The sequence below is a fragment of the Dietzia sp. ANT_WB102 genome (assembly GCF_008369165.1).
Taxonomy (GTDB): Bacteria; Actinomycetota; Actinomycetes; order Mycobacteriales; family Mycobacteriaceae; genus Dietzia.
This window is the reverse complement of sequence record NZ_VOBA01000001.1, coordinates 903,788-927,188: the sequence shown is the minus strand read 5'-3', so window position 1 is coordinate 927,188 and position 23,401 is coordinate 903,788. Positions and strand designations below refer to the sequence as shown.

Here is a 23,401-nt window from a genome sequence, read left to right as displayed (position 1 = left end):
AGGTGACGAGGTGGGCGCACCGCAGGGCCAAGCCTGTGACCAGCGAGTATTACCGTTACCGATGTGACTGATGTGACTCGCCGGGGACCAAGAACAGGCCCGCCCCCGGCAATACCTCGACGGTTACCGGCAGGGGCGCCACGGCGTCGCCGTCGGCGAACGCCTCGACGTCCGCCGCCTCCAGTCGCACCGTCCGACAACGCCGGGTCTTCAACCCCCGCATCCCGATATGCGTGCCCGAGTAGATCCTGGGGAAGTGCAACGCCAGTCGCGCTGCAGAGATCTTCTCGAGGTACACCACGTCGAACAGCCCGTCGGAGCGGTCCGCGTCCGGCGCGATCTTCATGTTTCCGCCGTAGCTGCGGGTAATAGCGAATGCACTGAGCATCACGTCGGTCTCGACGATGTCCGCGGGCGTCTCACCGCCGTCGAAGACCATTCGGAACCGGCGGGGCCGGTAGGTGGGCAGTTCCCACGCCGCCGCCAGCACGTAGCGGAGCGATCCGCCCAGAATCGTCATCTCGTTGACCCGACGGTTGACCGCCGAATCCAGTCCCGCACACAGGATCGACGCGAACACCTGCGCCTCGCCGCCGTCCGGGGTCACCCGGCCCAGATCCACACGTTCGACGAGCCCATCGGCAATGATGTCGGCGGCCACCTCCGGACGGTTCAGGGGGATGCCGTACTCACGAGCCAGGTCATTGCCTGTACCCGCAGGAATGATGCCAATGGGCACCCCTGAGGAAACCTGGGCCTGCACCGCGAGCGAGATCATGCCGTCGCCGCCGCACACCGCCAGTGCGTCCACCCCACTGGCGACCGCTTCGCGGGCCAACTCGAGCGACTGCTCGGCACTGTCCCCGCAGAGGAGGCGGACCTCGAGCCCGCGTGCTCGGAGCCGGTCCACCGCCCGGGCGGCGATCCGCTCGCCGCGACCCCCGCCGGCGGCGGGATTGACCAGTATCGCGACCACGTTCACCCGACGCTCCGAGAGCTGCGCGCTCATGGGATCAGCGTCCCCGGGTTACACACGCCGTGCGGGTCGACCGCGTTCTTGACAGCGCGGAGCATCCGCACACCCACCTCGCCGACCTCGTCGGCGAGGTACGGACGATGATCCACGCCCACCGCGTGGTGGTGCGTGATGGTCCCGCCGGCGGCGACGATCGCCTCGGACGCCGCCCGTTTGGCGGTGTACCACTGCTCGATCGGGTCCTCGCCGCGTTGCCCGGCCACCACCGTAAAGTACAGCGAGGCGCCAGTCGGGTAGACGTGACTGATGTGGCACATGACCAACGCCGGGGTACCGCTCTCCTCGAGCGAGGTGGTCAGCGCCTGCGACACGGCGTCGCGCAGCGCGGGAATGTTGGACCAGTCGGTGGCCGTCTCCAGCGTCTCGACCAGTGCGCCGTTGTCCAGCAGCGAATCGCGCAGAACCGGGGCGCCGAAGCGGCCGTGCTCCCACGACTCGGCCGGCCCCGCACCCAGTGACGTGGCGCCGTGCGCCAAGAGCACCGCGCGAGTCTCCGCGTGACGTGATTCCGCGTGGTCGGCCGTACCCTCGAACAGACACAGACACAGACAGCCGCCGGACCCGGCGTCGTCCGACGTCTTACCGATCTCCTCCGTCGCGGTGGCGAGATTGATCGCCGTCTCCGACTCGTCCGACAACCGGATGACCGTGGGGCCCGCGCCCTGCTGTTCGACCGCCCGCAATGCCGCCGCACCCGCGGCGAAGTCGGGAAACCGGAACGCCTCGTGGCGGACGGTCTCCGGAACGGGATGCACCCGCACCCGCACCCTGGTACACACACCGAACGCCCCCTCGGATCCCAGGAGCCACTGGCGCAAATCCGGTCCGGCCGCCGACGCCGGGGCGCGTCCGGCGTCGATCACACCGACCGGCGTGACCACCGTCAGTCCGCGCACCATCTCGTCAAACCGTCCGTACCCGGCCGAACTCTGTCCCGACGACCGGGTCATGGCGTACCCGCCGATCGTGGCGTACGGGAAGGACTGCGGGAAGTGCCCGAGAGAGAACCCGTGCTCGGCCAGCAGTTCCTCCGCGCGCGGCCCGGTCAGACCCGCCCCGAGAACAGCCTCGCCCGATTCCGGATCGATCGATTCGAGCTGGTCGAACCGCACCAGGTCGAGAGAGAGCACGGCCCTGAGCCCACCGCTATCCGGCATCAGCCCACCCACGACGGAGGTGCCACCGCCAAAGGGGACCACCGCGACCCCCTCGCGTCCGCACCACTCCAGGAGGGCGGCAACCTCGTCGTCGTTCCCCGGTGCAACCACCGCGTCGGGACAGTCCACGGCCGGTCGCAACCTCCAGGACAACAGGTCCGGCGTCGACTTTCCCCGGGCTCGCGGTAGCCGCTGGGCGTCATCGATGGAGACATTGCCAGCCCCCACGATGTCAGCGAGCGCGGCGAGATCGCTCCCCGCAAGTCGCGACGGCGAGGCGGACACGGCGGCCGGGTCGAAGTGCGCCCCACTCTCCGCGGTAACCCCAAGGACGTCACGCAGCAGGCCGCGAATGTCGTCGTTCAGCTCTTTTGCCTCGGCGTCCGTGCCCCAACGGGACAGTGCCATCGGGGGCAGCGGCAGGTCGGACCCGGCGGAACCGGGATTGTCAGCTGGGTGAAGATCGCTCATACTGGAACAGTAGAACAGAATCTGTTCCGTTTGCCAGCGGAATGGCGCTTGCCCGATCCAGACTGGCCCGATAAAGGAGGAGGTCCTGTGTCCACGACCGCCTCGTCCTCCCCACCGCGCCCGACCCCCCTCCCCGGCCGCGCCCGTGATACCCGCGATCGGGCACTCACCGCCGCCCGCGACCTGATCCTCGAAGTCGGCGCCACCCGCACAACCATGGTCGAGGTCTCTCGCAGATCCGGAGTCGGCCGCACAACGCTCTACCGCCACTGGCCGGACATCAACACGCTGCTCGTCGACCTGCTCACCCGTGAGCTCACCGGGGTCATCGCGCGCGTTGACCCCGGCCTGCCCGGAACCGCACCCCTGGACGCCGACGGACTCGCCCACCTGTTGTGCACCCTGGCCGACGAGGTCCGCACCGACCCGTTGCTCCACGCACTACGCCTCCACGAGTCACACCTGCTCACCGAGTACCTCCTCCACCGCCTCGGTACGTCGCAGCGCCGACTCATCGACGCCCTGCACTCCCTCCTCGCGCACACCATCGCCGCGGACCCACGACTCGCCGGCCGCGATGTCGACGCCACCGCGTCCATGCTCTACATCGCCGTCCAGGGCGCGGTCCTGTCCGCGCCACTCGCCGACCCGCCACTCGACCCGGACACCTGGCGGGCCGAACTCCACCGACTCATCAGGGGGTACCTCCTACCATGACCAGCCACACCACAGCGCTATCCGCCGCCCGCCGCTCGCACGAACTCGCCGCCCTGCGCGAGCGCGACACCCCGGTCGACCTCATCGTCATCGGGGGCGGCATCACCGGCGCGGGAATCGCGCTCGACGCCGCCTCCCGCGGTCTCGAGACCGTGTTGCTGGAGGCCCACGACCTGGCGTTCGGCACCAGCCGCTGGTCGTCAAAACTCGCGCACGGCGGGCTGCGCTACCTCGCCACCGGAAACGTCGGGATCGCCCGCCGCTCAGCCGTCGAACGCGGAATCCTGCTCGAGCGCACCGCCCCGCACCTCGTGCGCCCCCTCGCCCAGGTCGTGCCGGTGTTCCGCGACACCACGCCGCTCTCCGCCGTCCTCCCAGGCCTGGGGTTCGTGGCGGGAACCCTGCTGTCGCGTCTCGCGGGGACCAGCGCAGACCGGCTGCGCGGGGCGCGCGTCCTGGGCGCCCGTCGCGTCGCCGAGTACGTGCCCGGCGTACGCCGCGAGGGTCTGCGCTTCGGTCACCTCAACTGGGACTGCCAACTCGTCGACGACGCCCGCCTGGTCACCGCCGTCGCGCGCACCGCGGCCGGTCACGGCGCCCGGGTGATCACCCGGGCGCGCGTCCTCGAGGCGAGTGGCACGCAGGTCACTGTGCGTGACGAGTGGCCCGGGGGTGACGACGACGAGTTCACCCTCTCCGCGCGAGCCGTCGTGTCGGCGACCGGAGTGTGGGCCGGCGAGACCACTCCGGGTGTGAGTGTCCGTCCGTCGCGAGGCACCCACCTGGTGATCAGTGCGGCCGCGCTGGGCTATCCCGTCGGCGCGCTCACCGTGCCCGTACCGGGTGAGACCAACCGCTTCTGCTTTGCCATCCCGGCTGAATTCGGGCGCCTTCACGTGGGCCTCACCGACGTCGACGCGCCGGGCCCGGTGCCGGACGTACCGGAGGCGACCGAGGAGGAGATCGACTTCCTGCTCGATGTGGTCAATCGTGCGCTCGAGACCCGGCTGACCCGCGACGACGTGCTGGGCACGTTCGCGGGGCTGCGGCCGCTCGTCGATTCCGGTGACGGAAACACCGCGGACCTCTCTCGGGACCATGCCCTACTCACCTCGGATAACGGGCTCGTCACGATCACCGGCGGCAAGCTCACCGAGTACCGGCTCATGGCCGAGCAGGCGGTCGACCTCGTCGTGAGGCGCACCGGGATCCCCGCCGGGCCGTGCCGCACCGCCGACCTGCCGCTGGTGGGAGCGCCGGGCCATCCCGCGGCAACCGGGCCCGCCGCGGGCGACCGGACTTCCCTAGCCGCCGGGACTGCCCGGCCCCGGGCCGCCGACGGCTACCTCCCCGCCTCCCTGGTCGCGCGGTACGGGCAGGAGGCCGGCGACGTGGTGAGCGCGAGCCTGCTGGACCGGCCGCTCGAGTCGGTCGCCGGGGGCCTCGACGTGACCCGCGCCGAGTTCTCCTACGCGGTCACCCACGAGGGGGCGCTCACCGTCGACGACGTGCTGGACCGGCGCAGTCGCGTGGGCCTCGTGCCCGCCGACCGGGCCGCCGCCGAACCGGCGGCCCGTGAGGCGCTCGCCGCCGCCGGAATCGCGGAACAGTAGTCGATCAGCGGACAGGCGCTCAGCGGATCGGGGTCGGCGCCTGGAATTCGGCGCCGAACTTCTCGTAGGAGAACGTCGCCAGGGCGCGACCTCGGTCCAGCCCGAGCTCGCGGACGGCCTCGGCGAACCGCGCGACATCGGAATTGCCGTCGTCGGCCCCCGCTGCGATCGAGACGCGCGCCCCGCCAGCCGGCCGCATCCGTCCGCCGGTCGCTTCGGCGTCAGCCCTGACCAGCACGGGCTGACCGTCGAGGACCTGCACGCATTTCACCGCGAGCGATTGCCGGCCGGGGATTGGAACGCCGACGCGGGTATCCAGCCTGACGTCGACCCCGCCCGCGCCCGCCGACCCGGCAGCCCCGAGGCGGGCATCGTCGAACGCGCCGCCGGCCGTGCCGACCATGTCGCCCTTCCACTTGGGAAATCCCCACAGTTCGTTGCCTGCCGCGAGGGTGAAATCCTGGTCCACCGGAAGTTCGTGGATGTGCACGAGCGTCCCCGCCCCGGGCACTGTGAGCTGGAAGGCCAAGCCCATCTCGTGGTACGTGCCGAGCACGTTGCCGGGGACGTCGTGGTACCGCACGTGGAGCACGATCGCCGGGGTGCGACCGCCCGGTAACGAGACCGGTTCGGCGCCCGCGGAGTCGAGGACGGCGGACTGGGATCCACGCGCGATGAGCCGGCGGACGACAGCCGTCCGGGTGAGAAACGCCGCGCCGGAGACCGAGGCGGACACGACCGGGACCGGGAAGGTGATCTCGCGCCCTGCGACGACGCGGGATGTGGGAGAGGCCATAGTGTGACGGTAGCGGTCGGACTTCAACTCGTGGGACCAATCACGTCCTGTCCGGGCTGGGCCATACCTTGCTTGTTGGATTGCCCCTTGTACTTCGGTCGCAGCAGGTTGGAGGGCGACAGAATGTCGTCGAGCGCCTCCGCCGACAGCAGCCCCATCTCCAACACCACCTCGCGGACCCCACGGCCGGAGCGGGCGCACTCGCGGCCGACCAGGTCCCCGTTGTGGTGGCCGATTATCGGGTTGAGGTAGGTGACGATCCCGATGGAGTTCATTACGTTCCGGCGGGCGATCTCGACATTCGCGGTGATCCCCTGCACGCACTTCTCGGTCAGCGTCTCGATGGCATTGGTCATCAGGGAGATCGACTCGAACATCGCCTGCGCGATGACCGGCTCCATGACGTTGAGCTGCAGCTGACCGGCCTCGGCGGCCATCGTCACGGTGACGTCGTTACCGATCACCTTGAAACACACCTGGTTGACGACCTCGGGGATGACCGGGTTGACCTTCGCGGGCATGATCGACGACCCGGCCTGCAGCTCCGGAAGATTGAGCTCGTTGAGACCGGCCCGCGGCCCCGAGGACAGCAGGCGGAGGTCGTTACAGATCTTGGAGACCTTGACCGCGGTGCGCTTGAGGGCGGCGTGGACGTTGACGTAGTCGCCGGTGTCGCTGGTGGCCTCGATGAGATTCATCGCACCGGTGACGGGAAGACCGGTGACCGCCCGCAGGTGCTTGACGACGGCCCGACGGTAGTCGGGCGGAGTGTTGACACCGGTGCCGATCGCGGTCGCACCGAGGTTGACGTCCAGCAGCATCCGTGCCGCCGCACCGAGGACGTGGAGCTCCTCGTCGAGCGTCACGGCGAAGCCTCCGAACTCCTGCCCCATCGACATCGGGACGGCGTCCTGCAACTGGGTTCGGCCCATCTTGAGGACCTCGCGGAATTCCTCAGATTTGTCGTAGCAGGCCTCCCGCAGTGCGACGATCGCCGGCTCGAGCCGTTCGAGCGCGTGCCACAGCGCGATGCGGAAGCCGGTGGGGTAGGCGTCGTTCGTGGACTGCGAGCGGTTGACGTCGTCGTTGGGGCTGACGATGTCGTACGCGCCCTTGGGATGACCGAGGCGCTCCAGCGCGAGGTTGGCCACCACTTCGTTGGTGTTCATGTTGACCGAGGTCCCGGCGCCCCCCTGGAACACACAGGAGGGGAATTGGTCCACGCAGCGGCCATCGACCAGGATTTCGTCGCAGGCGCCGACGATCGCGTTCGCCACCGTCTCATCGAGGACGCCCATCTCGAGGTTCGCCAGCGCTGCGGCCTTCTTGACCATGACCATGCCGCGGACGAAGTCGGGGATGTCACTGATGGTGGTCGCGGCGATCGGGAAATTCTCCACGGCCCGGACCGTGTGGATCCCGTAGTAGGCCTCCGCCGGGACCTCCTTGGTGCCGAGCAGGTCTTGTTCCACACGGGTCTGGCTCATTCGTCCTCCGCCTCTCGGGTCGACACGGCCCTACACTAACCGCGTCGGGCGAGGCCTCGTCGCGATCCGCGGACGAGGAGGCCGCCGCACTGCCTAGTGTGGGGGCATGTCGCGCACGACAACCCCCCGTCGCTTCCGGTCGCTGAGTTCTGGGCGGGACGTGCTGCGTCAGCTCTACCCGTCGGACGGGGTGATGGGCAGCATCGTGGGCCGGCGCGAGATGCCCTTGCCCCGCGGAACCTGGACGATCTTCGGGGTGGCGTTCGTCGGGTTCGCGACGCCCGTGATCGGGTTCGTCGAGCTGGCCGAACGCATCCGCGGTGACGCCGGCCTGCCCTTCGACCGTCCCGTCATGCTGTGGCTGCAACGACGCCACTCGCCCCGGACCACGCGCGTCGTCCGAGCCGTCACCGAACTGGGCGGGGTGACCGCCGTGCCGCTGTTCGCGCTGGCCGCCTCCGCATATCTGGTGACCGTCCGGGGAAGCCGTCGACCCGCAGCGCTGTTGACGGTGACCCTGGTGGGCTCCACGATCATCAACTCCGTGCTCAAGGTGCTGTATCGGCGGGGGCGGCCCACGTTCTTCGCCCACATCGTGGAGGAGAAGAGCTACTCGTTCCCCAGCGGGCACGCCATGGCGAGCGCGGCGCTGGCCGGCTGCGCGTGCGTCCTGGCGTGGCCGACGCGGTGGCGCTACGGGGTGATCGCCGGTTCGGCTGCGTACGTGCCGGCGATCGGCGTGACCCGCATGTACCTGGGTGTCCATTTTCCCAGCGACATCCTGGCGGGCTGGTGCGTGAGTCTGGCGTGGGTGGGTGAGGTCGCGACCATCATGTGGTTGATGGACCGCCTCGAGCACCCGGCGGCGGAGCCGAACGGAAGGGTGATGATATGACGACGACGAGACGCGCCCGGATCGAACTGGGCCACGGCGACATCACCACGATGGACGTCGACGCGGTGGTCAACGCGGCGAACAATTCGCTACTCGGAGGCGGTGGCGTGGACGGGGCGATCCATCGCGCGGGCGGGCCGACGATCCTGGCCGAATGCCGGGAGCTGAGGTCGGGACGCCTGCGCGGCGGATTGCCGACGGGTCAGGCCGTGGCGACCGGCGCCGGGAACCTGCCCGCCCGCTGGGTCATCCACACGGTCGGCCCGATCTACGGGCGGGACACCGGCGCGGGCGCGGGCGCGGACGGCAGCGAACGGCTTGCCGACTGTTACCGCAACTGCCTGGCGGTGGCCGATGAACTCGGCGCCCGCACGGTGGCGTTCCCGCTCATCTCCGCCGGGGCCTACGGCTGGCCACGCGAAGACGCGATCCGCACCGCACTCGACACGATCGCCCATACCGGCACCGGCGTCGAGACGGCCACGCTGGTGTTGTTCGACTCGGACACCCTGCGCCTGGCCGAGTCGCTCCTCCCCTGACCTGGGCTCGGCAACGTTCCCGGCAGGATTCGCTAGTCTCCCCCGCGTATCCGCTCTCCGAAATACGAGTGGCGGAGACGACGACGGAGGAGCGGAATTGTTGGGGGCGTGGATGGCAGCTGCGACGAGACGGCCCGTGACCCCGGAGAAACTCCTCACCGAACTGTGCGCGCCATGGGTGGTGCTCACCGTCGGGTCGGTTCATCTCGGGCGTCGGGTGGGCTCGACCGGGTGGGGGCTGGCGACCGCGACGGGCCTAGGCGTGGTTCCGCAGGCCGCGATCGCGCGGCGGGTCCGGCGCAAGGCGCTGTCCGACCATCACGTCACCCGGCGAGAGGAACGTCCACTGGTGATCGTAGGAATCGCCGGATCGGTGGCGCTAGTCATGGCAGCCCAGCAGCAGCGCGGCGCCCCGGACGAGTTGCGTCGGATGACGCGGTCCGCACTGGTCGCGTTGGGGGTCGCCGGCGCCGCCACCCTGAGGATCAAAGTCTCGTTCCACACCGCCGTGATGGCCGGGATGATCGCGGTACTGGCCCGCGAACTCTCCCCCCGGTACTGGCGACTGCTGTCGCTGGTCCCGCCAGTGGCGTGGGCGCGCGTGCAGATGAGCCACCACACCCCGACCGAGACCGCGCTCGGTGCGGTGCTCGGACTGGCCTGCGGCTACCTGGGCAGCGGTCGGGTGGCCACGACCGAGACCTGAGCCAGGACCAGGACCGCCGCCCCGCAGGGGCCCGGTCGGGGCTCGTGCGGGGCGGCGGCTCGGCCATTTCCCGGGTCGGCGGGACCAGCGTCAGATGCGGTCGACCAGCAGCTTGGCGAAGGCGGCCGGATCAGTCAGCGTGCCCCCCTCGGCGAGGACGGCCGCTCCCGCGAGCAGGCGGGCCGTGTCTGCAAGGCCGGGCGCCGACGGATCCTCCGAGTGCTGCTCACGCAGACGCGTGACCAGTGGGTGCGTCGGGTTGAGCTCGAGGATCCGCTTGCTCACCGGCATCTCCATGCCCGAGGCGCGGTACATGGCTTCGAGCTGCGGGGTCATGTCGAACTCGTCGCCCACCATGCAGGCCGCCGATTCGGTGAGCCGGTGCGACAGGCGCACCTGCTTGACCTCCTCGGACAGCTCCTCGCCCAGCCAGGTGAGCAGGTCCGCGAACTCGGCGGCGTCGGGCTCGTCCTTCGTCTCCTCGCTCTCCGCGCCGATGCCGGACAGGTCCACGTCACCCTTGGCCACCGAGCGCAGGCGCTTGCCGTCCACCTCGCCGACCGCGTCCACCCACACCTCGTCGACAGGGTCGGTGAGGATGAGGACCTCCACACCACGGGCACGGAACGCCTCGAGATGCGGGGAGTTCTCCACCGCCGCGCGGGACGTACCGGTGAGGTAGTAGATGTCCTCCTGCCCGTCGGCCATCCGGGAGATGTACTCGGCGACGGTGGTGCCCACCTCGTCGTCGCTGTCCTCCGGTGCACCCTCCGCGGCGGCCCGGGTGGACGCGAATGTGCTCACCGCGAGCAGCTGATCGCGGGCGTCCGCATCGGAGATCAGTCCCTCCTTGAGGACGGCGCCGAAGTTGGCCCAGAAGCTGCGGAACTCCTCCGGGCGGTCCGTCTTGATCTGCTCGATGGTCTGCAGCACGCGCTTGACCAGGCGCTTGCGGATGGCCCGGATCTGGCGGTCCTGCTGCAGGATCTCCCGCGACACGTTGAGCGACAGGTCCTGGGCGTCGACGATGCCCTTGACGAAGCGCAGGAACGGCGGGACCAGCTCCTCGCAATCGTCCATGATGAACACCCGACGGACGTACAACTGCACCCCGCGCTTGGTGTCCGGGGAGAAAAGGTCGAACGGCACCTGCGTGGGCAGGAACAGCAGCGCCTGGTATTCGAACGTGCCCTCGGCCTTGAGGGTGATGGTCTCCAACGGCTCATCCCACGCGTGCGAGACGTGACGGTAGAACTCCGCGTACTCCTCGTCGGTGACCTCCGAGCGCGGACGTGTCCACAGCGCCTTCTGGGAGTTGAGGGTCACGGTCTCCGTGACGGTGCCCTCTCCCCCGGTGCCCGCAGCGTCGTCTGCGGCCTCGTCGTCGTCCCCCTCCGGCTCTGGCGCCGGGCGCTCGACGTCCATGCGGATCGGCCAGGCGATGAAGTCCGAATAGGTGCGCACCACCCGGCGCAGCGTGTGCTCCTCTGCGTAGTCCGGGAGCGCCGCGTCGCCGCCGGCGGCCTTGAGGTGCAGAACCACCGACGTCCCCTGCGGGGCGTCCGGGGCCTCCTCGATCGTGTAGGTGTCCTCCCCGCTCGACGTCCAGCGGGTCCCGACGCTCTCGCCGGCCTTGCGGGTGATCAGCGTGACCGTGTCGGCGACCATGAACGTCGAGTAGAACCCGATCCCGAACTGACCGATGAGGTCCGCGGTGGCCTGCTCGGAGACCTCACCCGACTCCTGCGCCGCCCGCGCCGCGGACAGTGCCTCCCGCATCTGGCCGGTACCCGACTTGGCGAGGGTGCCGATGAGGTCCACCACCTCGTCGCGGGACATGCCGATGCCGTTGTCGCGGATCGTCAACGTCCGGGCGGAGGCATCGGGGATCAGTTCGATGTGCAGATCCGAGGTGTCCACGCCGAGCGAAGAATCCTGCAGCGCGGCCAGCCGGAGCTTGTCCAGCGCGTCAGAGGAGTTGGAGATGACCTCACGCAGGAAGGTGTCCGGATTCGAATAGATCGAGTGGATCATCAGGTCCAGCAGTTGCCGGGTCTCGGCCTGGAACTCCCGGGTCTCGGCTGCGCTGGAGGTCTGCGGGCTCATGGCGGGTAACGGTCCTTTCGAGAGAAGTCACGTCTGGTGCAGGTCACGTGACATGCGCATGGCGTGTTCGAACTGTTCACGCCGTCACAGTCAACCTAGTGTGAAGCCCAGACATTCCTTCAGGTGAGGTGCTCGTGACCCCGACCCCGCTCAGCCCGGAAGACCTCGCAGTTCTCGACCGGGCCACGACCCTGTTCGGTCGCGCGCTCGCTGGCGGGCTCGACGGCGACTGCGAGGCTTGCCCGGGCTGGACCCGCCGGGACTGTGCCAACCATGTGCTCGGCGGCGGGTTGCGCTACGCCGCCTACTTCTCGCGGCTGCCGGAGTCCGAGATCGGCTGGACCCGCACCACCGACCACGCCGGGGACAACCCTGTCCCCTCGCTGCATCGAACGTCCGCCGGCCTGCGTAAGGAACTCGCCCGGGCCCGCGACGCCTCCGCTCTGGTTCCGCACCGCCTGGCCGAAATCCCGGTGCGTGACCTGCTCGCACTGCGGATCTTCGAACTGCTCGTCCACGCGCACGATCTCGACCCGCGGTCGTGGGAGTCCGACGAGGCGGAAGATCTGGCCGTCTGGGCTCTCGAGCACTCCCGAAACGTGGTGGAATTGATGCGGTCGTTCGACGTGCTCGGCGAGGCGCGGGCCGTCCCGATCGGGGCGGACGCCCGCGTACGGCTGCTCGCGCTGTCCGGTCGGCATACCTAGCGCGACCGCCCACGCCAAAATTCACGTGACTCACGCCACCCGCACGACTAGCGTTGCGGGCAGGACGGCGTCGTCGGCGCTGACCGGACCACCTGCGGCGAGAGGACCCGTGATGGCACTGCGCCACAGCCCCTACATTTCCTTCCCTGGCAATGCCGCCGACGCGTTCACGTACTACCAGGACCTGTTCGGCGGGCAACTACAGGTGATGACGTACGACCAGTTCCCGTCGATGGAGGGTTTCCCGTTCACCCCGCCGCCCGGTGCAGTGGCGCACGCGACGATGGAAGCGCCCGGCATCACTCTCACCGGCGGCGACGGCATGGGCGACAGCTTGCCGCCCCTCCACAGCGACGTCTACTCGTTCCTGCTGGCCTTTGACACCACCGGGGAGGCGGAGGAGTTCATCGGCAAGGTCACCTCGACCGGCGGCGACACCGCGATGCCCTTCGAGATGGCGCCGTGGGGCGACCATTACGGACAGGTCCGCGACCGGTTCGGGATCCGCTGGGACGTCACCGTGACCGGGACGGCCGGCTGATTTCACGCTGACCCGGCGAAGCCCCCCGTATCCGCCGTCAGTGCTTGTTACCGTTCAGGCATGGAAATTTCTGGAGCAAGTGCCATTGTCACGGGCGGTGCGTCAGGCATCGGCGCCGCCGTCGTTCGTCAGCTCGCCGCGAAGGGCGCCAAGGTGGTCGTCGCCGACCTCAATGCCGAGAAGGGTGAGGCCCTGGCGAACGAGGTCGGGGGCGTGTTCGTCTCCGTCGACGTGACCAAGACTGAGCAGAACGAGAAGGCTGTCGCCGCGGCCCTCGAGCTGGGCCCGCTACGCTACCTCGTCAACTCGGCGGGCATCGGCTGGGCGCAGCGCACGATCGGCCGCGACGGCGAGTTCTCGTCGGCCTTCGACATCGACTCGTTCCGCAAGGTCATCGACATCAACCTCATCGGCTCGTTCGACATGCTGCGGCTTGCCGCCACCAAGATGAGCACGCAGGAGGCGGACGAGGACGGCCAGAGGGGCGCCATCGTCAACATGGCGTCCGTCGCCGCGTTCGACGGCCAGATCGGCCAGGCCGCGTACTCGGCCTCGAAGGGCGGCATCGTGGGCCTCACCCTGCCCGTCGCGCGCGACCTGTCCGCCGCCGGCGTGCGCCTCAACACCGTGGCCCCGGGCCTCATCGACACTCCGATCTACGGCGAGGGCCCGGAGTCAGAAGCGTTCAAGGCCAAGCTTGGCGAGAGCGTCCTACACCCCAAGCGCCTGGGTACGGGCGATGAGCTGGCGTCCATGGTCATGGAGCTGCTCACCAACCCGTACATGAACGCGGAGACCATCCGTGTGGACGGTGGAATCCGGATGCCACCGAAGTGACCTGACCCCAGGCCAGTGCTCGACGAGGGGCCCCGCCGGATCTGATCCGGCGGGGCCCCTGTGTGTGCGATCGCGCTGGGACCGGGCAGGTCAGGCCTTGGCGCGCCGCTTTTTCATCCGTCCCTCGAGGTACACGGCGAGCTTGGTGAGCGCGTAGTTGATGATGATGAACAGGAGGCCCGCGACGATGTACGCGGGGACAGTGTTCGCGTACGCCGAGCCGAGGGTCTTGGACCAGTTGAGCAGTTCCAGGTAGGTGATGCCGTACCCCAGTGCGGAGTCCTTGAGGACGACGACGAGTTGGCCGACGAGGGCCGGGAGCATCGCCGTGAGAGCTTGGGGGAGCTGGATCGAGCGCAGCACTTGCCCGGGAGTGAGCCCGACCGCCAGTCCCGCCTCGGACTGCCCCTTGGGCAGCCCCTGGACACCCGAGCGGACAAGCTCGGCGAGGACGGCTCCGTTGTAGAGGGTGAGCGCGGTGACGACGGCCGCCAGCGGCGCGTACTTGTTGGGCACGATGTCCGAGGTGGCGAAATAACCGAAGTACCCGAACACCATCATCAGCAGCACCGGAACGGCGCGGAAGAACTCGACGATCACACTGCAGAACCACCGCACCGGGGCGAGCGGCGAGAGCCTGCCCATACCGAAGAGCAGCCCGAAGATCACCGCCAACACGATCGAGATCACCGCCGCGGTGAACGTCCCCTTCAGGCCGGGGATGATGTACGACGTCCACACCTCGGGGTCGGTGACGAACGGCTTCCACATCGCCGACTGCAGTTGGTTGGCCTCGTCGAACTTCACGTAGATCACGTAAAGGACGCCGACCGCTAGGACCGCGCCGACCGCCGTGAGGATCTTGTGGCGCAGCCGGGCCTTGGGGCCGGGCGCGTCGAACAGAACGGCCTGGGTGCTCATCGCTTCACCGTCAGCTTCCGGGAGAGGGAGGTCGTCCCCAGGCCGATCGGCAGGGTGAGGACCACGAAGACCATCGCAAAGAAGAAGAACGTCGGCAGGCTCGCCCCCTCGTTCTCGGTGATGACCTGGAGCAGGCCGGCGGAGTCACCGACCCCGATCACCGCGGCGACGGTGGAGTTTTTGATGAGCGCGATGATGACGGAGCCCAACGGGGCGATGGAGCCGCGGAACGCCTGCGGGAGGATGACCTCACGCAGGGACTGCCCGAAGCTCAGCCCGATCGATCGGGCAGCCTCGGCCTGCCCCACCGGAACCGTGTTAACGCCGGAACGCAGTGCCTCGCAGATGTAGGCCGCGTGGTAGATGGCCAGCATGATCGCAGCCCACCAGAAGGCATTGCGGCCGAAGTCATCCGAGACCGACAGCTGGAGGATGAAGGACAGTCCCAGGATGCTGAAGACCATGAGCAGCGTCAGCGGCACGTTACGGAACGTGTTGACATACGAGGTGCCCAACCCGCGCAGGACCGCCACTGGTGACACGCGCAGCACGGCGACGAGCGTCCCCAGGACCATGGCCCCGATGCTGCCCAGGACCGAGAGCTGGATTGTCACCCAGACCGCCCCGAGGACGTCGTAGTTGGCGAAGATGTCGCCCATGGTCCACCTTCCGTGATGGGTGCCCGCCCCTGCCGAGCGCCGATCGGTCGGCGCTCGGCAGGGGCGGCGGTCGGCCCGGATCTGGAACCGATCCGGCCGGGTCGGTTCAGGTCAGGAGCAGGCGTCCGGCTCGGGCGGGTTGCCCTTGCCCGGGGTGAAGCCAGCCTTGCCGAGGTTGTCCTGCACCGCCGTCTCCCAGCTACCGTCAGAGATCATCTCGCGGATGGCATCGTTGATCTTCTCGCACTTCTCCGTGTCTCCCTTGGTGATCCCGATGCCGTAGCGCTCCTCGCTGAACGGCGCGCCGACCACCTTGAGCTTGCCCTGGTACTGGTCCTGGGAGGCGTAGCCGGCGAGGATCGTGTCATCGGTGGTCAGGGCGTCGACCGCGTTGGACACCAGAGCGGAGACACACTCGGAGTAGGTGCCGAACTCCTGCAGGTTCACACCCGGCACCTTCTCCTTGACCGTCTGGGCCGAGGTCGAGCCTGTGACCGAGCAGAGACGCTTGCCGTCGAGGGAGTCCGGGCCGGTGATCGAGTCGTCGTCCGCGCGGACCAGCAGGTCCTGCCCGGCGATGAAGTACGGACCGGCGAAGCCGACCTTCTCCTGACGGGAGTCGGTGATGGAGTAGGTGGCCACGATCATGTCGACCTGACCGGTCTCGATCAGCGTCTCGCGCTGGGCGCTTGGCGCCTGCACCCACTGGATGTCGTTTTCGGAGGTACCGAGCTTTTCGGCGACGTAGCGCGCGACGTCGACGTCGAACCCGGTGTAGTCGTTGCCCTCCTTGAGCCCGAGGCCGGGCTGGTCGAACTTGATGCCGACCTTCATCTTGTTCCCGCCGCCGTCATCGCTGCCGCACGCGCTCAAGCCCAGTGCCAGGGCGACGGCCGCAGTGGCCGCTCCGATCCGTCGGATGTTCATGGGTTCTCCTCGTGGGATTGGTGTATGGGTCTCGTACGGGTCCGCGGACGGGCCCCCTCTAGTTCGTGAGGATCTTGGAGAGGAAGTCCTTCGCGCGGGAGCTCTGCGGGTTGGTGAAGAACTCGTTCGGGGTGGCCTGTTCGACCAGTTCCCCGTCCGCCATAAAGATCACGCGGTCGGCCGCCTTGCGAGCGAAACCCATCTCGTGGGTTACCACGACCATCGTCATCCCGGACTTGGCCAGCCCGGTCATCACCTCGAGGACCTCGTTGATCATCTCCGGGTCCAGGGCCGACGTCGGCTCGTCGAAGAGCATGACCTTGGGGTCCATGGCCAGTGCGCGCGCAATCGCCACACGCTGCTGCTGGCCGCCGGACAATTGCGCCGGGTACTTGGACGCCTGCTGATGGACGCCGACCCGCTCGAGCAGCTCCATCGCCCGCTTCTCCGCCTCTGCCTTGGACTGCTTGCGGACCTTGATGGGCCCCAGTGTCACGTTCTCGAGAATCGTCTTGTGGGCGAAGAGATTGAAGGACTGGAACACCATCCCGACGTCGGCACGGAGCTTGGCCAACGCCTTGCCCTCCTCGGGCAGGTGATTGCCGTCAATGGTGATGGTGCCGGACTCGAAGGTCTCGAGCCTGTTGATCGTGCGGCACAACGTCGACTTGCCGGACCCAGACGGCCCGATCACGACGACGACCTCCCCCTGCTCGATGGACAGGTTGATGTCCTTGAGCGCCTGGAAGTCATCGAAGTGCTTATTGACGCCTGAGATCTCGACGAGAGCCATGAAGGGATCATAAGGGTCTGGTGGCCCCATATATCCGAACTCGCGGGACATCGCGGCGGACGAGACGACTTTGCGGTCGACATGGGGCGGGTCACTACGTACCGTCATTACATGGCGATATCAGATGTCAAGCAGTACGCCCACCTTTCCGCTGAGGACGTGGATGCCATCGGTGAGGAACTGGAGTCGATTCGCCGCGAGGTCGTGGACTCACTCGGGGACGCCGACCGTCGCTACATCCAGAACACAATCCGCCTCCAGCGCGGTCTGGTGGCCGGCGGGCGGGTCGTCCTCCTCTTCTCCGGGTACCGGCCCGCCTGGCTCGTGGGCACCGGACTCTTGGCCGCCGGGAAGATCATCGAGAACATGGAGCTCGGGCACAACGTCATGCACGGGCAGTGGGATTGGATGAACGATCCGCTCATCCACTCCAGCTCCTGGGAGTGGGACATCGTCGGGACCTCCGAACACTGGAAGGCCACCCACAACTATCACCATCACAAGTACACGAACATCATCGGCATGGACGACGACGTCGGGTACGGCGTGGTCCGGGTGACGCGCGACCAGCCGTGGCACCCGGCGAGCTCGCTCAACCTCGTGTGGAACACGATTCTCGCCTTCGCGTTCCAATGGGGCGTCGGCGTCCAGCATCTGGAGATCGCGCCGGGGACGATCAATGCCTCCGGGTGGGCCGAGCGGAAGAAGCGGATCGGGCAGTTCCTCCGCAAGGCCCGACGTCAGGTCGGCAAGGACTACGTCTGGTTCCCGCTGCTCTCGGGGCCCAACTGGAAGTCCACCATGAGCGCTGACGCCACCGCCAACGTCATCCGCAATCTGTGGTCCAATGCGGTGATCTTCTGCGGGCACTTCCCCGACGGGGCCGACAAGTTCACTCTCGAGGATCTCGAGAATGAGACGCAGGCGCAGTGGTACCTACGTCAGATGCTCGGCTCCGCGAACTTCACCGGCAGTAAATTCACGCACTTCATGTCCGGCAACCTGTCGTTCCAGATCGAGCATCACCTCTTCCCCACGATCCCGTCGAACCGGTACGCGGAGGTCTCGGAAAAGGTGCGCGACGTCTGCCTGAGGTGGGACCTGCCGTACACCACCGGGCCGCTGTACCAGCAGTACTGGCAGTCCTGGCGCACCATAGCCAAACTCTCGCTGCCGGACCGGTTTCTCAAAGCCACGGCCGACGACGCACCGGAGACCCGATCGGAGAAGATGTTCGAGGGCGAGCCCACGACCTATGGCGACCCGGTGGGCCCTCGCTCCGGCTTGGTGACCGCTCTGAAACACCGGACCGCCCCGTCCCAGCTCCGACGGCTGACGCGGACGGTCTGAGCGTGGCGGTCCGGGGAGCGGGCGCGGACGGCGGGAACGGCGAAGACCGGGCCCCGAGTGTCGACGAGGCGCATCGGCGTCCCGAGGGCGCGACCGACGCCGAGGTCGAGGCCGCGGGCACCGTCGGCGAGGCGATGGAGTTCATCGAACGGGCCCGCGGGCGTCTGTATGACATGCACCAGCTGATCGGCCGAGCGGACATCCTGTTCCAGGAGGCCGCCGACAAGTTGGAGGACGCCGGCCGCTCTGAGCTCGCCGAGCGCATCCGCCGCGAGATGGTGGGGATCAACGTCCTCCACGGTCGCTGGACGTTCCAGATGGTGGAGGAGTTCGACGACGGGTTCTGGAGCACGGCCCGCACGCTCGACCGTGCGGTGCGCAGCGAGCTGACCGGCGGGCGTCGACACGTCCACGAGGCCGAGATGAAGGAGTCGAGCCGAACGAGAGGCCGCTGCGGGCACGAGGCCGTCCCCGAGGACCAGAACTAGGACCCGAGCCGACAGAGACATCCATGGCCCGGGTTCACGCAGGGGCGGGTGTGCGGTCAGCCGGTCCTGTGGCGGCCGGCGATCTTGTGTCTCTCGGACTCGGTGAGGCCTCCCCACACGCCGTAGAGTTCACCGGCGTTCAGTGCGAACTGCCGACAGGTATCGAAGACCGGGCACGTCGCGCAGACGGACTTTGCCTGCTCCTCCTTCTTGCGACGCTCCCCCTTCGATTCTTCCTCCAGGCTGTAGAAGAGATCCTCGTGGCCGATGCACGCCGCGTCGTCGCGCCATGACCAGAAGTCCGACGTCGGTTCAAGGTTTCTGTATCTGGGCATGACCCTCCGTCACCGCGTTGCGAAGTGCCCTGCCTTGAGCCCTGGAAGTTCGTCGGTCGCGGTTCTTGGGATCATAGTGTCAGTGTTCTGCGCAACACCGATAGCCGCTGCGTAAAATTACCTACATTTTCCCACCCGCCACCTCCGGTGCGCAGCAGGCATCGGCGCTCTTCAGGCCTGAATCACACGGGGGGCGGGGCTACCTCGTCGTCGTCACCGTCGATCGGATGACCTCTGCGGCGCGGGAGGCCGCACCGTCTATCCCCCACCACGCCCGGATCCCGGCGGCGTCACCGTCGAGGGACCGGTCCACCTGTGCGCACACCGCGTGCGCGACCGCCGTGGGACCGTCGCCGTATTGCATGACCGTGGCGCCGGGGATTGCGCCCAGTGCCGCGGCGGTGGCGTCGTACTCTCCGTACTCGTGTTTGCCGGGGACTACCACCAGCGGCACGTCGACACACGCCGCGTCGGCCACAGACGCCTGGCCGCCACCGGTGACGACCACGTCCGCGGAGCTCAAGACCGGCCAGGGGTCCTCGTGCCACTCGCCGTCGGGCCCACCGAGCTCCACCCAGTCCGCCACCCCCAGCCCCGCGGTGGTGGCGCGGACAGCGCGCCAGAACCGGTGGTCACCGCCCGTACCGGAGGCGTTGAGGTGAACGACACGGGGACGACGACGAGCCCGCGGTTCGCGTCCGCGCCGCTCGAACCGGGAGACGCCCCCGATCTCGCTCACCAGATTCTCCGTCCGCGCCACTGTCTCCCGGTGCACTCCCGGCGGCCAGGCGGCGATGAGCCTCTCGGCCGCACGACACCTCAGCAGGTGCGGTTCGTCATCCCGGGCACCGGGGGGAAGGGTGCTCACCATCGGCGTGCCCGTCATGCGGGCCGCGAGCGACATGGCCGGCGACGAGTCCACCCAGAAGGTGCGGGGTCGCACCCGGTCGATCCACGCTACGGCCGCACGACGGGCGCCCAGGGGGATCTCCCCCGGCACCGGGCGGTCGGCCGGTAGCCGGGCTCCGGGCGGCCCGAGGTAGCCGGTCGGGGCGGGGGTGCCAGTCGGGGCGGGCAGGTGGACCACCCGGGTCCCGCGAGGTCGTTGGGTGTCGTCGAGCGGGCCCGTCACGAGCATCGTGACCTCCTCGCCCTGGTCGCGGAGAGCGGCGACCACAGGGAGCACCCGGTGCAGATGCCCGCGCCCACGGTTGTGGACATAGACGCCGATCATTGCGGATGTGTCCTCAGGACACCCCCCGGAGCGCACCGACAATCGCGTCGCAGAAGGCCGGGAGGTCATCGGGACGGCGGCTGGTGAAGACCCCGTCGTCGCTGACGAGCTCGGAGTCGACCCACTCCGCGCCGGCATTGACCAGGTCGGTCCGCAGGCTCGGGTACGAGGTGACCTTCCGCCCACGGACGACGTCCGCCTCGATGAGCACCCACGGAGCGTGACAGATGGCGAACACCGGCTTACCGGCCTCGACCATCTCCCTCACGAGGGTCACGGCGTGCTGGTCCTGTCGCAGGGCGTCGGGGTTGGCCACGCCGCCGGGGAGGACGAGGACGTCGACGTCGGCCGCGGAGATGTCCGCGCTCGTGCGGTCCACGGGCTGGGTGCCGGCCGGGCTGAAGTGGTCGACCAGCTCTACCTCGCCGTCGTCCGTGCTGACGAGGAGCGCCCGATGGCCGGCCTCGGCGACGGCCCCCCATGGTTCGGTGAGCTCGACTCGCTCGATGCCTTCGGAGGCCACGAGGAAAGCGACGGTGCGGATGTCGGAGTGTGCGTCCTGTGTCTCGGTCATGGTCCCGATCGTGAGGTCCTGCCCGCCCCACCGCAACCGGTCGGGTGACGGTGGCCCCGGGTGCGCGGGTCCGGCACGATACCCCCATGGGGAGACGGGATCAGATGGGCCGCGACGGACGTCGACACAGTGGGCGCAGAAGGCGTGGGGGGTGTGGCTGCTCGCTGATCCTGCTGCTGCTCCTGCTGGTGGGCCTGGTGGCGGCGGCGGAGTTCGGCGCCCGCTGGTACCTGTCGGACCGGGCCGAGCGCGAGGCGTCAGCACGTCTCGGGGCGCCGGTGTCGGTGGGGTTCGGCTCGAGTCCCGTGCTGTGGGACCTGGCCACGCAGCAATCCGTGGGCACGGTCCACCTGACCTCGCCCGGTGACACCACCGTGCCGAGGATCGACGTGACGGGGCACTCGGTCTCGCTGGTGGGCGACACCATCCGCGCCGCGTCCGCCAACGGCACCGCCACCCTCAACGGGGATCAACTCGCGGCGGCCGCCGCGGAGGGCAACCCGGCCGAGGGGTCGCCGGTCGCGGGTCTGACAGAGGTGCGCGGGGTCCGCCCCGACGTGCCGGCCGGTCTGCTGCGGGCGGACATCGGAGGCATCGCGGAGATCGGGGTGGCTCCCGGCGTGACCGCTGGGCAGCTCACGCTCACGCCGCAGCAGACCTCGTTGCTGGGTTTCACGTTGCCGGACGGGCTGTTCTCGGGCATCACCGGCACCGTCGACACGACCGTGGCCTCGCTGCCCGAGGGCGTGGTGATCGAGGACGCGCGTGTGGTGGACGAGGGCTTGGAGGTGGTACTCGGCGGGCGCGACGTGGTGTTGCGCTAGTCGGACGCCGGTGCGCACAGCTGCGTGGGTTGGTCTCGCCCGCGCACGACCTCGGACCCCACTACCTTCCATCGGTCGCGTTCGACCTCGGCGGCCGCGCTGGCCGCCACTCCGGAGGCCAGCACGAGGCCGGGTTGCGCCTTGGCGAGTTCGCACAGCCGCGAGGCCTCGTTCACGGCGTCACCGATGACCGTGTACTCGAGTCGGTCGTCCGCGCCGACGTACCCGGCCACCACCTCGCCGTAGGACGCACCGATGCCGGCGCGGCAGTCCGGCACCCGCGCGGGGAGCCGCTCACCCAGCGCCCGCGCGCAGGCCAGGGTCGCGGTCGCCGGGTCCGCCATGGCCCGGGGCGCACCGAACACCACGAGCGCCGCATCTCCGAGGAAGCTGTCCACGATGCCGTCGTACGCCTCCACGGTCTCCACCACCACGGCGAAGAACCGGTTGAGCACGTCCACCACCTCGGCCGCCTCGGACCGCACCGCCATCTCGGTGGACCCGATGAGGTCTACGAACACCACCCCGACGCGTGAGGCCCGCCCGCCCAGTTCGGGATCGTCCATCTCCGCGGCCTCGGCGACGTCGCGACCGACGTGGCGGCCGAACAGGTCTCGCAGTCGTTCGCGCTCCTGCAACCCGGCCGCCATCTGGTTGAAGCCGCGTTGCAGTTCGCCGAGCTCGGTGGCGTCGTAGACCACCACGCGCCGCGAGAGCGTGCCGGCGCTGATGTCCTGCATCGCCCACCGCACGCTGCGCAGCGGACCGAGCATCGACGCCGTCGCCAGGGAGATGAGGAGGAAACCGGCCAGCAGGGATGTAGCGCCCAGGACGATGACGACGACGGCGAGACGATCCAGCGACAGGGCGCGGCCCGCGAGTGTGTAGACGGCGACGATGATCAGGCCCGTGATGGGCACCCCGCTGCCCAAGGCCCACGCCACCCGGAGCCGCGTCATGGCACCGAGGAACCTGGCCCGCGGCGGCCGCCCCGTGGACAGGGCGGCTGCCGCAACGGGACGCAGGCCGAAGTCGGCCAGCAGGAACGCGGCACCGCACACGACCATCCCGGCGAAGACGATGGTGAACCCGACCACCGGGATCGACGACGGGTCGACCACGCCGTACGCGGGTGTGATCACTGCCGCACCGAGCAACCAGAGGAAAGCCTGGATCACGGTGACGCGGCCGGGCAGCCGCAGCGTGGTGGCGCGCTCGCGATCGGTGGGGTCGCGCCCCTCGAGGAACCACCGGGCCCGGCGTTGGACGACGCGGGCGCCCCAGAGGGATCCCACGATGATCGCCAGCGTCACGTAGACGGGCACGACGATCACAGAGGGGACGAAGAACACCGGGGACAGGACAGCGGGCCCCGGGAGCACGAAGAAGATCAGCACCGCGGCCACCGCGACGCCCACCAGGTTGGAGGCGAGCAGGGTGAGGACCAGCAAGACGCGGACACGCAGAGTGCGCAGGCGGGTGGGCTCCTGTTCCCGTCCGAGCAGCACCGACCCCAGGTCGGGGCGGCGCAACATGGCTAGGTCGATTCGCACGATCCGTATGGTGCCACCACGGACGGGGAAACGTGATGCGCTCGTCACACCTGGGCCGCGGGGCTGGGGTGTGCGGGCCGCTACGCGTAGGGTGGTCTGTGGACGGCCCGCACCACTCTTGCCTCGGGCCGTGCG

The 23,401-nt window shown here is 68.8% G+C and carries 24 protein-coding genes; 11 read left to right on the top strand and 13 right to left on the bottom strand.

Annotated features, from left to right (window positions below; genetic code table 11):
* Nucleotides 1–55: 55 nt before the first annotated feature.
* Both FQ137_RS04220 and FQ137_RS04215 read right to left on the bottom strand, forming a co-directional pair.
* Entirely contained in the window at nt 56–1,009 is a 954-nt protein-coding gene (locus tag FQ137_RS04220; RefSeq protein ID WP_149291274.1) for a diacylglycerol kinase, read from the bottom strand.
* Nucleotides 1,006–2,601: an FAD-binding oxidoreductase gene (locus tag FQ137_RS04215; RefSeq protein ID WP_149292641.1), complete on the bottom strand. Its 1,596-nt coding sequence runs from the start codon at nt 2,599–2,601 to the stop codon at nt 1,006–1,008. The genes FQ137_RS04220 and FQ137_RS04215 overlap by 4 nt, the downstream gene beginning before the upstream one ends.
* 150 nt (nt 2,602–2,751) lie before the next feature.
* Here FQ137_RS04215 and FQ137_RS04210 point away from each other — a divergent pair, with 150 nt between their 5' ends.
* Together FQ137_RS04210 and FQ137_RS04205 are read left to right on the top strand one after the other, a co-directional pair.
* Nucleotides 2,752–3,381 carry a TetR/AcrR family transcriptional regulator gene (locus FQ137_RS04210; RefSeq protein ID WP_149291273.1) on the top strand — a complete coding sequence of 210 codons (630 nt, stop codon included), beginning with the start codon at nt 2,752–2,754 and terminating at the stop codon, nt 3,379–3,381.
* Complete coding sequence (locus tag FQ137_RS04205; protein WP_149291272.1) at nt 3,378–4,994, top strand: glycerol-3-phosphate dehydrogenase/oxidase; 1,617 nt, start codon at nt 3,378–3,380, stop codon at nt 4,992–4,994. The genes FQ137_RS04210 and FQ137_RS04205 overlap by 4 nt, the downstream gene beginning before the upstream one ends.
* 19 nt (nt 4,995–5,013) lie before the next feature.
* On the opposite strand, the gene FQ137_RS04200 is transcribed toward FQ137_RS04205, so the two are convergent.
* Both FQ137_RS04200 and aspA read right to left on the bottom strand, forming a co-directional pair.
* A complete protein-coding gene (locus tag FQ137_RS04200) occupies nt 5,014–5,790 on the bottom strand; it encodes an acetoacetate decarboxylase family protein (RefSeq protein WP_149291271.1) in 777 nt (258 codons plus the stop codon).
* Between the two features lie 23 nt (nt 5,791–5,813).
* Nucleotides 5,814–7,277, bottom strand: a complete 1,464-nt coding sequence (gene aspA, locus FQ137_RS04195) for an aspartate ammonia-lyase (RefSeq protein WP_149291270.1) — start codon at nt 7,275–7,277, stop codon at nt 5,814–5,816.
* Between the two features lie 106 nt (nt 7,278–7,383).
* Between aspA and FQ137_RS04190 the strand changes: the two genes are divergently transcribed.
* The 3 genes from FQ137_RS04190 to FQ137_RS04180 all read left to right on the top strand — a co-directional run bounded on the left by FQ137_RS04190 (nt 7,384) and on the right by FQ137_RS04180 (nt 9,417).
* A complete protein-coding gene (locus FQ137_RS04190; protein WP_149291269.1) occupies nt 7,384–8,172 on the top strand; it encodes a phosphatase PAP2 family protein in 789 nt (262 codons plus the stop codon).
* Entirely contained in the window at nt 8,169–8,711 is a 543-nt protein-coding gene (locus tag FQ137_RS04185) for an O-acetyl-ADP-ribose deacetylase (RefSeq protein ID WP_149291268.1), read from the top strand. The genes FQ137_RS04190 and FQ137_RS04185 overlap by 4 nt, the downstream gene beginning before the upstream one ends.
* Before the next feature lie 136 nt (nt 8,712–8,847).
* Nucleotides 8,848–9,417: a hypothetical protein gene (locus FQ137_RS04180; RefSeq protein ID WP_255583572.1), complete on the top strand. Its 570-nt coding sequence runs from the start codon at nt 8,848–8,850 to the stop codon at nt 9,415–9,417.
* A gap of 90 nt (nt 9,418–9,507) precedes the next feature.
* On the opposite strand, the gene htpG is transcribed toward FQ137_RS04180, so the two are convergent.
* The gene (htpG, locus tag FQ137_RS04175) at nt 9,508–11,523 is read right to left on the bottom strand and encodes a molecular chaperone HtpG (RefSeq protein ID WP_149291266.1); all 2,016 of its coding nucleotides are present in this window, start codon (nt 11,521–11,523) and stop codon (nt 9,508–9,510) included.
* Between the two features lie 134 nt (nt 11,524–11,657).
* Between htpG and FQ137_RS04170 the strand changes: the two genes are divergently transcribed.
* The 3 genes from FQ137_RS04170 to FQ137_RS04160 all read left to right on the top strand — a co-directional run bounded on the left by FQ137_RS04170 (nt 11,658) and on the right by FQ137_RS04160 (nt 13,608).
* Nucleotides 11,658–12,230, top strand: coding sequence for a maleylpyruvate isomerase N-terminal domain-containing protein (locus tag FQ137_RS04170; protein ID WP_149291265.1), 573 nt, complete (start codon nt 11,658–11,660; stop codon nt 12,228–12,230).
* Nucleotides 12,231–12,342: 112 nt separating this feature from the next.
* Nucleotides 12,343–12,771, top strand: coding sequence for a VOC family protein (locus tag FQ137_RS04165; protein WP_149291264.1), 429 nt, complete (start codon nt 12,343–12,345; stop codon nt 12,769–12,771).
* Nucleotides 12,772–12,831: 60 nt separating this feature from the next.
* Nucleotides 12,832–13,608 carry an SDR family NAD(P)-dependent oxidoreductase gene (locus FQ137_RS04160; RefSeq protein WP_149291263.1) on the top strand — a complete coding sequence of 259 codons (777 nt, stop codon included), beginning with the start codon at nt 12,832–12,834 and terminating at the stop codon, nt 13,606–13,608.
* A gap of 90 nt (nt 13,609–13,698) precedes the next feature.
* On the opposite strand, the gene FQ137_RS04155 is transcribed toward FQ137_RS04160, so the two are convergent.
* The 4 genes from FQ137_RS04155 to FQ137_RS04140 all read right to left on the bottom strand — a co-directional run bounded on the left by FQ137_RS04155 (nt 13,699) and on the right by FQ137_RS04140 (nt 16,908).
* On the bottom strand, nt 13,699–14,529 hold the full coding sequence (locus FQ137_RS04155) for an amino acid ABC transporter permease (protein ID WP_149291262.1): 831 nt from the start codon (nt 14,527–14,529) through the stop codon (nt 13,699–13,701).
* Nucleotides 14,526–15,188 carry an amino acid ABC transporter permease gene (locus FQ137_RS04150; RefSeq protein WP_149291261.1) on the bottom strand — a complete coding sequence of 221 codons (663 nt, stop codon included), beginning with the start codon at nt 15,186–15,188 and terminating at the stop codon, nt 14,526–14,528. The genes FQ137_RS04155 and FQ137_RS04150 overlap by 4 nt, the downstream gene beginning before the upstream one ends.
* A 111-nt stretch (nt 15,189–15,299) precedes the next feature.
* A complete protein-coding gene (locus FQ137_RS04145) occupies nt 15,300–16,115 on the bottom strand; it encodes a glutamate ABC transporter substrate-binding protein (protein ID WP_149291260.1) in 816 nt (271 codons plus the stop codon).
* 58 nt (nt 16,116–16,173) lie between these two features.
* Nucleotides 16,174–16,908 (bottom strand): amino acid ABC transporter ATP-binding protein, encoded by a 735-nt coding sequence (locus FQ137_RS04140; protein ID WP_149291259.1) that lies wholly within the window; start codon nt 16,906–16,908, stop codon nt 16,174–16,176.
* Between the two features lie 111 nt (nt 16,909–17,019).
* Between FQ137_RS04140 and FQ137_RS04135 the strand changes: the two genes are divergently transcribed.
* Together FQ137_RS04135 and FQ137_RS04130 are read left to right on the top strand one after the other, a co-directional pair.
* A complete protein-coding gene (locus FQ137_RS04135; protein ID WP_149291258.1) occupies nt 17,020–18,258 on the top strand; it encodes a fatty acid desaturase in 1,239 nt (412 codons plus the stop codon).
* Nucleotides 18,259–18,260: 2 nt separating this feature from the next.
* Nucleotides 18,261–18,746 (top strand): hypothetical protein, encoded by a 486-nt coding sequence (locus tag FQ137_RS04130; protein WP_149291257.1) that lies wholly within the window; start codon nt 18,261–18,263, stop codon nt 18,744–18,746.
* 56 nt (nt 18,747–18,802) lie between these two features.
* Here FQ137_RS04130 and FQ137_RS04125 read toward each other — a convergent pair whose 3' ends face one another.
* The 3 genes from FQ137_RS04125 to FQ137_RS04115 form a co-directional block, all read right to left on the bottom strand.
* Nucleotides 18,803–19,081, bottom strand: coding sequence for a WhiB family transcriptional regulator (locus FQ137_RS04125; protein ID WP_149291256.1), 279 nt, complete (start codon nt 19,079–19,081; stop codon nt 18,803–18,805).
* Between the two features lie 199 nt (nt 19,082–19,280).
* Nucleotides 19,281–20,315, bottom strand: coding sequence for a hypothetical protein (locus FQ137_RS04120; protein WP_149291255.1), 1,035 nt, complete (start codon nt 20,313–20,315; stop codon nt 19,281–19,283).
* Nucleotides 20,316–20,328: 13 nt separating this feature from the next.
* On the bottom strand, nt 20,329–20,889 hold the full coding sequence (locus tag FQ137_RS04115; protein ID WP_149291254.1) for a type 1 glutamine amidotransferase domain-containing protein: 561 nt from the start codon (nt 20,887–20,889) through the stop codon (nt 20,329–20,331).
* Nucleotides 20,890–20,975: 86 nt separating this feature from the next.
* On the opposite strand from FQ137_RS04115, the gene FQ137_RS04110 reads away from it, so the two are divergent.
* On the top strand, nt 20,976–21,713 hold the full coding sequence (locus tag FQ137_RS04110; RefSeq protein ID WP_255583566.1) for an LmeA family phospholipid-binding protein: 738 nt from the start codon (nt 20,976–20,978) through the stop codon (nt 21,711–21,713).
* Here the strand turns inward: FQ137_RS04110 and FQ137_RS04105 are convergent.
* The gene (locus tag FQ137_RS04105) at nt 21,710–23,266 is read right to left on the bottom strand and encodes an adenylate/guanylate cyclase domain-containing protein (RefSeq protein WP_255583564.1); all 1,557 of its coding nucleotides are present in this window, start codon (nt 23,264–23,266) and stop codon (nt 21,710–21,712) included. The genes FQ137_RS04110 and FQ137_RS04105 overlap by 4 nt on opposite strands.
* Between the last annotated feature and the right edge of the window lie 135 nt (nt 23,267–23,401).